Annotated in this window: 13 protein-coding genes and 1 pseudogene; 7 read left to right on the forward strand and 7 right to left on the reverse strand. The window is 35.9% G+C overall.

Annotated features, from left to right (window positions below; translation table 11 throughout):
• Positions 1–539: 539 nt before the first annotated feature.
• Positions 540–1,520 (reverse strand): pyruvate dehydrogenase (acetyl-transferring) E1 component subunit alpha, encoded by a 981-nt coding sequence (pdhA, locus tag NOX90_RS01505; protein WP_375604273.1) that lies wholly within the window; start codon positions 1,518–1,520, stop codon positions 540–542.
• Positions 1,521–1,585: 65 nt separating this feature from the next.
• Here pdhA and hemJ point away from each other — a divergent pair, with 65 nt between their 5' ends.
• The 3 genes from hemJ to ppdK are packed head-to-tail and all read left to right on the forward strand — an operon-like array spanning position 1,586 to position 6,034.
• Positions 1,586–2,014: a protoporphyrinogen oxidase HemJ gene (hemJ, locus tag NOX90_RS01510; protein ID WP_375604274.1), complete on the forward strand. Its 429-nt coding sequence runs from the start codon at positions 1,586–1,588 to the stop codon at positions 2,012–2,014.
• Positions 2,015–2,072: 58 nt separating this feature from the next.
• Positions 2,073–3,269, forward strand: coding sequence for a glycoside hydrolase family 3 protein (locus tag NOX90_RS01515; RefSeq protein WP_375604275.1), 1,197 nt, complete (start codon positions 2,073–2,075; stop codon positions 3,267–3,269).
• A gap of 47 nt (positions 3,270–3,316) precedes the next feature.
• A complete protein-coding gene (ppdK, locus tag NOX90_RS01520) occupies positions 3,317–6,034 on the forward strand; it encodes a pyruvate, phosphate dikinase (RefSeq protein WP_375604578.1) in 2,718 nt (905 codons plus the stop codon).
• An 85-nt stretch (positions 6,035–6,119) separates the two neighbouring features.
• Here the strand turns inward: ppdK and NOX90_RS01525 are convergent, their stop codons facing one another.
• The gene (locus tag NOX90_RS01525; protein WP_375604276.1) at positions 6,120–7,505 is read right to left on the reverse strand and encodes an ankyrin repeat domain-containing protein; all 1,386 of its coding nucleotides are present in this window, start codon (positions 7,503–7,505) and stop codon (positions 6,120–6,122) included.
• Between the two features lie 40 nt (positions 7,506–7,545).
• Here NOX90_RS01525 and glpX point away from each other — a divergent pair, with 40 nt between their 5' ends.
• Positions 7,546–8,463 (forward strand): class II fructose-bisphosphatase, encoded by a 918-nt coding sequence (glpX, locus tag NOX90_RS01530; protein WP_375604277.1) that lies wholly within the window; start codon positions 7,546–7,548, stop codon positions 8,461–8,463.
• 100 nt (positions 8,464–8,563) lie between these two features.
• Positions 8,564–9,628, forward strand: coding sequence for a hypothetical protein (locus NOX90_RS01535; protein ID WP_375604278.1), 1,065 nt, complete (start codon positions 8,564–8,566; stop codon positions 9,626–9,628).
• 498 nt (positions 9,629–10,126) lie between these two features.
• On the opposite strand, the gene NOX90_RS01540 is transcribed toward NOX90_RS01535, so the two are convergent.
• On the reverse strand, positions 10,127–10,621 hold the full coding sequence (locus NOX90_RS01540) for a hypothetical protein (RefSeq protein WP_375604279.1): 495 nt from the start codon (positions 10,619–10,621) through the stop codon (positions 10,127–10,129).
• A 264-nt stretch (positions 10,622–10,885) separates the two neighbouring features.
• On the opposite strand from NOX90_RS01540, the gene NOX90_RS01545 reads away from it, so the two are divergent.
• Positions 10,886–11,107 carry a hypothetical protein gene (locus NOX90_RS01545; RefSeq protein ID WP_375604280.1) on the forward strand — a complete coding sequence of 74 codons (222 nt, stop codon included), beginning with the start codon at positions 10,886–10,888 and terminating at the stop codon, positions 11,105–11,107.
• Here the strand turns inward: NOX90_RS01545 and NOX90_RS01550 are convergent.
• The 4 genes and pseudogenes from NOX90_RS01550 to NOX90_RS01565 form a co-directional block, all read right to left on the reverse strand.
• The gene (locus NOX90_RS01550; protein WP_375604281.1) at positions 11,079–11,213 is read right to left on the reverse strand and encodes a hypothetical protein; all 135 of its coding nucleotides are present in this window, start codon (positions 11,211–11,213) and stop codon (positions 11,079–11,081) included. The genes NOX90_RS01545 and NOX90_RS01550 overlap by 29 nt on opposite strands.
• Positions 11,179–11,310 (reverse strand): hypothetical protein, encoded by a 132-nt coding sequence (locus NOX90_RS01555; RefSeq protein ID WP_375604282.1) that lies wholly within the window; start codon positions 11,308–11,310, stop codon positions 11,179–11,181. The genes NOX90_RS01550 and NOX90_RS01555 overlap by 35 nt, the downstream gene beginning before the upstream one ends.
• A gap of 115 nt (positions 11,311–11,425) precedes the next feature.
• Complete coding sequence (locus NOX90_RS01560; RefSeq protein ID WP_375604579.1) at positions 11,426–11,539, reverse strand: transposase; 114 nt, start codon at positions 11,537–11,539, stop codon at positions 11,426–11,428.
• Positions 11,540–11,625: 86 nt separating this feature from the next.
• Positions 11,626–11,847: pseudogene (locus NOX90_RS01565) on the reverse strand (transposase); the annotation flags it as partial.
• Positions 11,848–11,901: 54 nt separating this feature from the next.
• Between NOX90_RS01565 and NOX90_RS01570 the strand changes: the two are divergent.
• Entirely contained in the window at positions 11,902–12,501 is a 600-nt protein-coding gene (locus NOX90_RS01570) for a GNAT family N-acetyltransferase (RefSeq protein WP_375604283.1), read from the forward strand.
• Positions 12,502–12,520 lie beyond the last annotated feature (19 nt).

Below are 12,520 nucleotides of genomic sequence, written 5' to 3' on the forward strand. Positions count from 1 at the left end.
AAAACGCCAACTTAAAAATGGATAGTGAATAACTAGCTACCCTAGGGTTTCTTTTGCCTTTTTTTCTGTTTAGTAAATTTCTTAAACATTTATGACTAAAGGTTAGTTGCATTAAAAAGCAGCTAAATCGCGGTTATTAAGCGTTTAGAATAAAAAAACGCCATACTTGAAAGTATAATGTAAGTAATTAGCCAACCACGGGGCTTCTTTTGCCTTTTTTTCCGTTTAGTAAATTTCTTAATGTTTATATGGAAGATGTCATTCCAGTGCCTTGACTACTTGGATCCAGAAAACTTAACTTTAAATAAGTGGCTGCATAATAAAGACTAGATCCCAGTGTCACGCACTGGGATGACATTATAGGAGCGCTGGGATGACAAGAAGAGGGCACTGCCGTCATAAGGGAACCAGTGTCAGCTACTTGGATGATAAGAAAAAGGCTACTCGGTGACACCATATGGTTACTTAGATGGCGGAAGAAGGAGCTACTTAGATGACATCGTTTACTATACAATGTTCGTACAGTTCTGGATAAAAAATTAGCTAACAAATTTATAAACATCAGTATATAGCTCATCGATGCCTGGCTCTTTACTATTTTTAGCAAAATCTTCCGACTTTTTTACTAAATCACGTATTTCCTTATCAATTACTTTGCATTCTTCTTCTGAAGCAATTTTATTATCTACCATGTATTTCTTTAAAGTGCTTATAGGATCATGATTTTGCTTCATATCTTCAACTTCTTCTTTTAAGCGATAAGTAGCAGGGTCTGACATTGAGTGACCGCGATATCGATATGTCTTCATTTCAAGCAGGATAGGCCCTTTTCCGCTGCATGTGTGTTCCGCTGCTTCGCTTGTAGCCGCATAAACAGAGAAAAAATCCATTCCATCAACTTGTTTTCCAGAAATACCAAAACTTTCTCCTTTTTTATATAGCTCAGTTATCAAAGTGGATCTTTCTACAGAAGTACCCATTGCGTATCCGTTATTCTCTATAATATAAATTACAGGTAATTTCCATAAAGCTGCCATATTAAATGATTCATATGTTTGCCCTTGATTTACAGCACCGTCACCAAAATATGTAAATACAACATTGTCATTTTTCCTGTATTTATTAGCAAATGCTATTCCTGTACCAATTGGAACTTGCGCTCCTACTATTCCATGTCCGCCGAAGAATTTTTTTTCAACATCAAATACGTGCATCGAACCACCTTTACCTTTCGAGCATCCCGTTTCTTTACCGGTGAGCTCTGCCATTACAACATTCGGATCAGAATCACATGCGAGCATTAAACCATGGTCTCTGTAGCTTGTAATAAAAGAGTCACCTAATTTTGATGCAGCGTGAGTTCCAACTGCAACTGCTTCTTGTCCTATTGATAGGTGACAAAACCCGCCTATTAATCCCATCCCATATAATTGTCCTGCTTTTTCCTCAAATCTGCGTATGAGTAGCATTTTCCTGTAGAATCCAATTATCTGTTCTTTAGTGAAATTTTCTGCTTTCATATTAATTTCTTTTTCATTAAACTAAAATAATATCAGAAATTTTTAACATTTTGTAATAAATCTCAATGGATTATTACCACTGGCTTGAAGCTTTTCACATTATTTCCGTCATTATGTGGATGGCAGGTATGCTTTATTTACCCAGACTTTATGTTTATCACGCAACTGTAAAACCGGGATCAGAAAATGATAACTTGCTTCAAACAATGGAAAAGAGGCTACTTAGATATATCATAAACCCTGCAATGCTTTTCTCACTTGGTTTGGGAATGACATTAATGATTATAAGAGAAGCATATCGCGAAGGGTGGTTCCATGTAAAAGCACTAGCATTACTCTTTGTGTTTGCTATTCATGGGCTACTTGTAATGCATAGGAAAAGTTTTGTAATGGGTTCAAATGAAAAAACCCACGTTTACTTTCGCGTTTTAAATGAGGCAGTTACAGTATTGATAATAATCATAGTTATTATGGTTGTTGTGAAACCATTCTAAGAGGTATATGGTGAAGGGGTTCTGTTTAATAATTTTAACCGTTATAATCTTTGTATTTGTGGGTGTTGGTTTTCATAAATTTACCAATTATAGAAGAGAGAGTGTAAATGAAGTTGAGCTTAAACATAAGATAGGTCAGATGTTGATGATTGGATTTGAAGGGAAAAAACTACATCCTGAAGATCCTATTGTCCAGGCAATTTTGGCTCAGCAAGTAGGAGGTGTTATTTTATTTGATTATAACAAAGAAGAAAAAAACTTTAATAAGAATATTGAAAGCCCAGGACAAGTTAAATATCTTACTCAACAACTGCAAGCTTATACGCAACGAGCAGCACTGAGTAACAAAAATAGCCTTTTTCCTCTTTTTATAGGAATAGATTACGAAGGTGGGATGGTTACACGTTTAAAATCGAAGTATGGCTTTCCACAAACCATATCGACAGAGGATATTGGTCGTGGCACAGATGAACAAGCAAGTAAATATGCACATCAAATGGCTGATGTACTTAAACAAATAGGAATTAATTTCAATTTTGCTCCAGTGTTAGATGTTAATGTCAATCCAGAAAATCCTGTTATCGGTGCATTAGGACGCAGTTTTTCTAGCAATCCAGAAAAAGTTGCACATTATGCATCAATATTTTCCCAAGCGTATAAGGAGAAAGGAATACTCTGCACTTACAAGCATTTTTCTGGTCATGGAAGTTCCACTAATGATACTCATGATGGATTTGTTGATGTTACCAAAACTTGGAAAGCATACGAGCTAGTACCATATAAAACATTGATTAGACAATCAGAAAGCTGTCCTGTAATTATGACAGCACACGTGACCAACACTAGGCTTGATAGCAAAGGGCTGCCTTGCACACTTTCTTATGAAATGATAACAAAGCTACTGCGCGAGGAGCTTCACTTCAATGGTGTGGTTGTAACAGATGATATGCAAATGAAAGCCATTGCTGACCAATACGGGTCGGCAGATGCTATTAAATTGTCTATTAACGCTGGTGCGGACATATTGCTATTTGGTAATCGAATGGTTTCTGTCAGACAAGATCCAAAACAGCTTATTGATATTATTTATGACAGTATCCAATCAGGAGAAATTTCAGAAACCCGAATTAACGAAGCTTATCAACGCATTATGAAATTAAAAGCACAGCTTAGGGCTGGATATGATCATGAGAGTATAGTTGCTTCTGGAGTTACCAAATTTCATGAAGTTAATTATTCTAAAAAGGGTTATTGATAACATCAAAGCTATGCAGTATGTTTATTAAAAAAGAACCAGAAACAATGGGAGAAAAATTAATACATTACTTCAGCCAGAACAAGTGCGAAGGCAATGCAGAAATGAAAAATCTGCTGGGAGGAAAGGGAGCAAATTTAGCAGAAATGTGCAACATTGGTGTTCCTGTTCCACCTGGTTTCACAATTTCCACCTCTGCTTGCAAAGTCTATTATCAAGATAATAGATCTTCTGTTATCCAAGTAGCTGACTACTCGGATCCAGAAAAAAATATGGATTCCAGTGTTACGCACTGGAATGACATATGTAGTGAAATCAAAAATTACATGGCGATGCTCGAAAATGACATCGGTTGTAAATTCGGAGATTCAAATAATCCTTTATTAGTTTCTATACGCTCTGGTAGTGTTAGTTCAATGCCGGGCATGCTTGATACTATTTTAAATGTTGGCCTAAATGATGAAACCGTTGTTGGGCTTGCNAAAAAAAGTGGCGAACGTTTTGCTTACGATAGCTACTGCCGTTTCATCATGATGTACTCCAATGTTGTACTACAGCTTGACCATCACCTATTTCAAGATGTTGTTGATAATAAGCAGCAAAAGAGTGGAGCAAAAAGCTTAGCTGATCTTGATGTTGATGTTTTAAAAGAAATTGTTAACAATTTCAAAAGGATAGTACATGAAAAAACAGGAAAACACTTTCCGCAGAACGTTGAAGAGCAATTGCTCAGCTCAGTGAATGCAGTATTTGCCTCTTGGAAAAATGATAGGGCTGTTTCCTATAGAAGAATACATAATATTCCTGAAAACCTTGGAACAGCAGTCAACGTGCAAGCAATGGTTTTTGGTAATTTAAATGATAATTCTGCAACTGGTGTGATATTTACACGAAATCCTTCAACTGGAGAAAAAAAGCTTTTTGGTGAGTTTTTGGTTAATGCTCAGGGTGAGGATGTGGTTTCTGGTGTTTATACTCCTATGCCAATTGACGGAGAGCAAAAAAACACCATGGAGAAGTTGCTGCCAAGTGTCTACCGAGAATTATGCGTGGTATGTGAAAAACTTGAAAGGCATTATAAAGACATGCAGGATATCGAATTTACTGTACAGGACGGTAAGTTGTGGATTTTGCAAACTAGGTCTGGCAAGCGCACGGCTGAAGCTGCTATTCGCATAATAGTTGATATGGTAAACGAAGGAACGATTACAAAAGAAGAAGGAATATTGAGAATTGATCCAAAAACCTTTGACAATTTATTGCATCCAGTTCTTGACGTTAAGAGTGACCAAAAAGTAATAGGGAAGGGGCTGCCGGCTTCTCCAGGGGTTGCTTCTGGATATGTAGTGTTTAGTGCAAGTGATGCTGAAAAAGCTGCAGAGCAGGGCAAAAAAGTGATTTTAGTAAGGTCAGAAACGAGTCCTGAAGATATTAATGGAATGAATGCTGCAAGTGGCATAGTAACAGCACGGGGAGGGATGACCTCGCATGCTGCTGTTGTAACCCGTGGAATGGGTAAGCCATGCATTTGCAGTGTGAGTGGACTTTATATCGATAAAGATGGAACTTTCTTTTCTGTAGGGGATACAAAAGTAAATAAAGGTGAACCAATTACCATCAACGGAGGAACAGGGGAGGTTATGCTTGGCATTCTTCCTACAATTTCACCTGAATTATCGCAAGAATTCAAAACGATAATCAACTGGATAGATGAAATCAAAACGATCAAAGTGAGAGCGAACGCTGATACTCCAAAAGATGCAAAAATTGCAAAAGAATTCGGTGCAGAAGGTATAGGCTTATGTCGCACAGAACATATGTTTTTCGCTAGTGATAGAATCGAATTCATTCAAAAATTGATAATAGCTGACGATGAAAATGAAAGGGCAAATGCGCTCATTAAACTAGAAGAAATGCAAAAGTCTGATTTCAAAGAAATATTTTCTATTATGGAGGGCAGGGAAGTCACTATACGGTTGCTTGATCCACCTTTGCATGAATTTTTACCCAATGATCAGTCTACTATAGAAAAAATTGCCAAATCACTTAGTAAGTCAGTTGAGTCAGTAAAAAATAAAATAGCACAGTTATCAGAAAAGAACCCAATGCTTGGCCATCGAGGTTGTAGACTTGCTATTTCTCATCCTGAAATATATAGCATGCAGATTAGGGCAATACTTAGTGCTGCAAGTGAATTAAAGAAAGAAAAGAAGATAGAAGTGGAGCCTGAAATCATGATTCCTTTTATCATGAGCGAGAAAGAATTTATTCTGATATGCGAGCTAGCAAACTCTGTTATCTCACAGACGCAGATTCCAGCGTCACGCGCTGGAGACAAGGCTTATTCAATTGGAACGATGATAGAACTACCAAGAGCAGCACTGATTGCTGATAAGTTAGCAAAACATGCAGAGTTTTTTAGTTTTGGCACTAATGATTTAACGCAAACAACCATGGGACTTTCAAGAGATGATTCAGTTAATTTCCTCGATTCCTATAAGGAAAACAACATATTCGAAAACGATCCATTTGAAGTGCTGGACATCGAAGGGGTAGGGGAGTTAATCAAGATAGCCATTGAAAGAGGCAAAAAAACCCGAAAAGAAATAAAACTGGGTATATGTGGAGAGCATGGAGCAGATCCAAAATCTATAGAGTTTCTCATCGAATCAGGGGTAGATTATGTTTCATGCTCACCCTATAGAGTACCGATTGCAAAGTTAGTGGCAGCACAGTTTAGTGTTAGATCTAAATTTGCTAGGTAAGTATAGTGGCAGTGTTGGCTACTCATATGGTTTTAGCCCACCAGAGGGTGTCATTCCAGCGCGTGACGCTGGAATCTAGTTTTTATTATGGCCTTCTGGATCTCAGTGTCTGGGCACTGGGATGACATCCTGTTACAGGTTCAACTTCATTCTCTCTCATCTCTCTATAGCTTGGTAATGTAGAATTTTTTACATGCAACCCGGTATATATTGCAATCAAAGCAGCTATAACACCACAAACCACCGCACCAGCCACAAATGGAACCATCACAGCAGCAGTAATGAATAATCCTGTAATAACAACTCCAACAACATCTTTTGTCAATGAGGTGTAAAAATCCTTTTTGCTCTCTTTATATTTAGTTTCTTGTTCATTTGGCATAGAAAATTGAGCATCTACAAAGCCGTTAGCTTTATTATCATTATTTGGTGTGGCAGTTTGCTTGGTATTTGTTTCCTCTGGTATTACAGGTGTTTTATTTTCGTTATTATGACCTGGCTGATCATTAACACTACTTGACACAGGTTGGTTAGCATTTGCTTCTGTTACTATAGGAGGTGCTGGTACTATATTTTCTTCTGCATTGGGTGTTTCTGGTGTAATAAAGTTTAAAAGTACCTGAGTAATTTCTTCTTGTGTATTATTCATAGCCAACTCTAAAGCTGCTTGTCTGCTTTCAGCATTTACATAACCTAAAAATGCCCCAACTTCTTGGACATTACCTTGAACAATAGCAAAACGCAAAGCGTTAAATTTTTCTTCTTCATTAAATTTGCCACTATCCAAGAGTACCTTAACAACGTCAGCTTGTTTTGTTATTGCAGCTATATCCAATATAGTCCTGGAAGCAGTATCTGTAAGATGGATTACAGCATCTAAATCTGTAAACAATTTTACAACATCTCGAAATACGCTACGATCGCCGGTAATATTGGACTCTCTTACAGCATTTGCAAACGAGTCAAAAATTGCCGAATTTGTTTTTTTGTCTTGTATTAGTTGCCCGTAAAGTACTTCAGCAGTCATACCAGGGTTTATGGAGTTACTAGAATCTACTTCATTACTGTCTGTTTTATTTTCTTCAGGTACCTCTTCTTCCTCATTTATTGCTGCGGTTATTTGCTCTTGCTGAAGGGGTTCACACCCATTTTTAAGGAGAAAATCCTTAACGCGTGAGTTATCATTTTCAGTTGCATACTTTAGAAGTAAGTCTCCTAACGAGTTGTCTCCTTCACACTTACTTTGAAAATCAATTTCTTTAAATTTAGCTTTTCTTCTTAAGTTATTTTGCAAGTCTTCAAGGCTGGTAACTTCATTGTACTGATTATCAACCATTAAAATCCTATCTACATCTAGACACAACTCTCTAATATCATCATTACTATACGGCATAACTGCAATCCCACTACTATAAATATAACCTATTATACCAATTTCATCAAAATCAGTCAAGAAATTTTGCAGTTTCAAGCAGCATGATATATATTGAATATAGTTCTTAAAGCAAATGATGGAAGATTTAGCCTATAAATTAGTTAAAGTGACTGAAGCTGCGGCGCTTGCTGCATATAAACTAACAGGCTTCGGCGATGAAAAAAAGGCTGATCAGGTTGCAGTTGATGCAATGCGTACAGTATTAAATTCAATGGAAATAAATGGTACTATCGTAATTGGTGAAGGTGAGAGAGATGAAGCGCCGATGCTATATATTGGCGAGAAGGTTGGTACTGGAAATGGTCCTGAGATTGACATTGCTGTTGACCCACTTGAAGGCACTACGATTTGTGCTCATTACAAATCAGGGGCAATGTCCGTTCTTGCTGCAACGAAAAAAGGTAATTTTTTACATGCACCTGATGTTTATATGGAAAAGATAGCAGTAGGAAAAAATCTTCCAGAGGGTGTGGTCTCACTAAAAAATAGCATTGAAAAGAATCTAGACAATTTAGCCAAGGCAAAAGGATGTAAAGTAAATGATCTTACAGTAACTATACTTAACCGTGAAAGGCACAATGAATTAATAGCAAAAATCAGGAAGTTAGGAGCAAAAGTTAAGCTAATAGATGATGGTGATGTTGCGGCCGTAGTTTCACTAGTAAATGGCAATCACGATATGTATATTGGTATAGGAGGAGCACCAGAAGGGGTGCTTGCGGCTGCAGCGCTAAGCTCAATCGGTGGGCAGATGGAAGGAAGATTAATATTTGACACGGATCAGTTAAGAGAAAGAGCAAAAAATTTGAATATTGATGACCTAGAAAAAGTCTACACCGTAAAAGATATGGCAAGAGGTGAATCAGTGTTCATTGCAACTGGAGTAACAAGCGGAGAACTTGTGGATGGAGTTAAATTGAATCATAATACCTATTCAACTAATTCTTTAATAATTCTGCCTAATAGGCTGATAAAGCTGCAAGTTATAAGTTAGGTTAATTATTTTTCAATACACCTAAATTTTAGCTTTACAATGCTGATATTAGAATATACTATTTATATTATTTCTATCTTAAGAAAAAGGAGGTCCTGGAATGTTAAGTTCACTTTCTCAATTAAAAAATAATGTTCAATCTATAATTGACCCACGTGATAAAAATGCTACAGAAGGTATTTCGCAAGAGAAATTAATTGTACAAGAAGTTTCTCAAGATAAGCATAAATTTGATAACGATCCTGAAATGCAAAGCATATTGTCGGATTTTCAAAAATTAGATTTTGCAAAGAATCCATGTGATGATCCTTCGGATGTTATAAATTATAATGAAGGTAAAGAGGCAAATCCATTCGATAAAATAGTAAAATATTATGGAAGAAAGAAAAATGTTTTTCTTTTTATCTCCATGCTGCAGAACAGTGAACAGTTAGAAAAAATAATCAATATAATAGGTGAGAAATGTAATGCTCAAGATAAAAAGAAATTCACAGAAAGATTGAATATATATTTGGGTAGAATTAGAGAGGGGGAGCAAGATGCAAAAGAATTGTTAAATAGCGATTTTCCTGGTGCTTTTTTTAATGGACCTCATATTGGAAAAAATCGCAATATTCATCAGAATCTTAATATTAAAATTAAACCTGGGCAAACTTTAGAAGTTAGTAGCTTATTCAACAAAAAAAGTGAATTAGAAAGAGAAAAAATATACAACGAAAAAGGTCAAAGAATAGCAACGATTGAGAAGAATGAGAAACAACAGAGGAACTACTCCTTTACAAAATTTGCAATATGTGACACCGAAATTAGTTGGGGTGCAAAAGATGAATCTGGAAAAGACCTTAACTGCGCTGTTGTTTTAAATATAAATTCTGGTCAAATTAGTATTAAAAAATCAACTATTGACGGTAAAGATGTTGAATCAAAGGAAATTTTAGAGTTAGCTAAGCAAAACGAGGCTGTGCTTATAAAAGGTAAAGCTTTACATGAAGGTTTAGCAGCACATTTCATTAAGCAAACACCATGTGAGGAAAAAGAGAACATACAACCACACGAGAATATCATTGTACCTGATTCTGGTGCACCTAGCTCGGCTATTGATGAGGAAATAACTGTAGAGCATCCGTTCGGGAAAGCGGCAAATAAGGTAGACAAAGTAGGATAATAAGGATAATCATAGAGAAAAAGTGAGGTAACATGGTTGATTCTTTAGAATTGTGCGAAAATTTACAGCAAAAAATAAAAAAGTTAGAAGCAAAAATAGAAAGGTTGGAATAAAGAGAATGAAAGTTTAAAAGCAGAAAGGATAATTTCATTATATTTGACTTGGGTATCTATTCAGATGCATGGCTAATGTACAAATACTGAAACAAAAATTCCAGTGCTCGCTTTCTTGTCATCCCAGNNTCTGGGATCCAGATTGGGCACTAAGTTGGTAAACACGAAAGCGCTTTACAACGTTTTTGATGGAACTGTGCAAAAGGACTGGATGCCAGTGCCACGCACTGGCATGACACCCATNTGTTCCTATAGTTGTCTTTTCTCGTCTACCTTATTTTGCCACTCTGCTGAACAGATACTGACTTGGAAACAAAGGAGGCTGAACCCTTTTCAAAACCTTTTATCTATTGTTTCTTAAACCACTCTCCTGAACGGAGACAGTTTAGGCTGTTATGCCTGGCGGCTTTGTTGGAATAAGTTTTTCAACACTGCTAACAATAAAATCAGTTATACTGTCAGCTACCTTATCGAATTTACTGTTTATATCTTTTCCTATTTCTTCATTTTTAACATATTCGTGTAGAGCTAAAGCAGTTATAGCTGCACATGCTGCAATTAAGCCAGTTTGTGCTATAATGAGCATTGATAATCCTCCTACGAATATAGATGTTAATCCGATAGCCAGGTTTATAATTTTACTTTGTGTTGTTTGTTGCGTCGCTTGGCTTTGATCTGCCTGTTTATCCTCTAAAGCATTCGATATTGTTTTTAAGGCAACTTTTATCGCTATTGCTGCAACTGAAACCATAATTAGCCCTATAGCTATTTTTGCTAAAAGAAGAATCGACGGTAGCATCATTACAAATAATAGCGCGCCAATTCCTCCAGCTAACCACTTCTCATTTATTTTTTTTGATTGATTTGTACCAGTGTGCATTATTACCCTCCACTTTACTTATGATTTACCTATATCTAATACGAAATATGAAGGTAGTCAACTATATATTTTATATGAAAGATTGTATTAAAAGTTTTTCATGTTATTTTTTGCTGCTTCGTGGTTAAATTTGGAATTTTAGAAAGAGTTACGTATTATTTGAAATCCTTAGCCACATTTTAAGAGAAAGGAGCTGGGCAAAAATTGCTAGACCAAATTTTGAAATCAGCTATTATATCACTAACTAATTCGAAAAGCAAAAGAATGAGCAGTCACTTGATCAATCTATTTTACAAAGCAGAAGATTTCTTCACAAGATCAATAAGTAGCGAATATTTTGAGTTTGATGGCAAAGCAAAGGCTTATTTAACAGGAATTGATTTTGGAGGTTTTAATTCTTTGATCGTGCGAGAAAATATTCTAAATATCAACGAAGTTTTAGAGCATGTCTTCAAACTCAAGAATGAGCTAATTTGTGAAGCATAATAGTGATCATATTAAAAAAGATGTTATTTTTTGAAGTGAGAGGAGAATGCTCATAATCCTTACTCATACGTCTAAAATTGGAGAGCCAAGCAAAGGTTCTCTTCAACAATCCAACGTTTAGGAATAACCTGAAATCCTGTATCAACTACTTTCTTGGTAATCGTCAACAAACATCCAGTTTCCAATAAACAGCGGTTTTGCAATTTACCTGTATATCCTTGATCAGCAAAAAACTTACGTAATGTTGGAGCTTTGCATTTGGCTTGAACAAAAAGATTTAGTGCACCATCACGATCTTGAATGCTTGCACTGTGTACTTCAGCAGCAATTACAAGACCTANGAGTATCTACAACGATGTGGCGTTTTCTACCCTTTACTTTCTTGCCAGCATCATATCCTCTGGATCCCCTTTTTGAGTGGTTTTTACTGATTGACTGTCAATTATTCCTACTGATGGAGTTTCATTCTTACCAATTATCTTTCTTAGTTTTTTAACTAGAAAATCATGAATTTCTTGCCATATTCCACTTTTTTTTAAACGCGAATTACAACTATACACGGTTTTCCATGGTGGAAAATTCTTAGGTAGTTGTCTCCATTGACAGCCTGTTCTCATCACATACCTTATTGCATCGATAATCGTTCTGATACTGTGTTTTCTTGGTCTGCCGGTCTTTTTAGGTTCAAAATATTGCTCTATCATCTTCCATTCTTTGTCACTTATATCGCTTGGGTACATTTAAAATATATCTTATAACACACTTCTTAACTCCTTTCTACTTAGTTTGAAGACATGCTCTTAGATAGCTGTTCTGAAATTTTTAAGAAAAATAAATTGCCATGGGTTGTAGTAATTCCAGAACATTTTCTGGATGATAGATTAGAAAATATCTTAAAAGATAAAAATTTTAAATGTACAAGTAAATCAGTTGCAATGTTTATTGAATTAAATGAACAATTATGCTTACCTCAGTCACATAAAAATAATAACCTAATAATTAAATGCGTTGATGAAAATTTAACAGACTGGATGATACCATTAATATGTGCTTATGAATCCACTTATGAAGTGGCAGATCAGTATAGAAAAACCCATGAAAATAATGCTGGCTTTCATCATTTTAGTCTCTATAAAGATGATAAACCTGTATCATCTCTTACATTGTCAATCGATAAAGATAGTGTACGTGTAGATGATGTTGGGACGCTACCTGAGCACCAGAAAAAAGGTTACGCAACCCATCTAATGTATCATGCGCTCACAAAAGCCAGAGCCTTGAATGCTACACATTGCTTTCTCGAGGCTTCAGAATCAGGAGTATCTGTTTATCAAAAAATTGGTTTCAATCCATTGTTTAAAAATAAAATATATACATGTATGGGAATAAAATGAATTTTTATGAAAAATCAAT

Source organism: Wolbachia endosymbiont of Anurida maritima (assembly GCF_042182995.1).
In the GTDB taxonomy this organism is placed as follows: domain Bacteria; phylum Pseudomonadota; class Alphaproteobacteria; order Rickettsiales; family Anaplasmataceae; genus Wolbachia.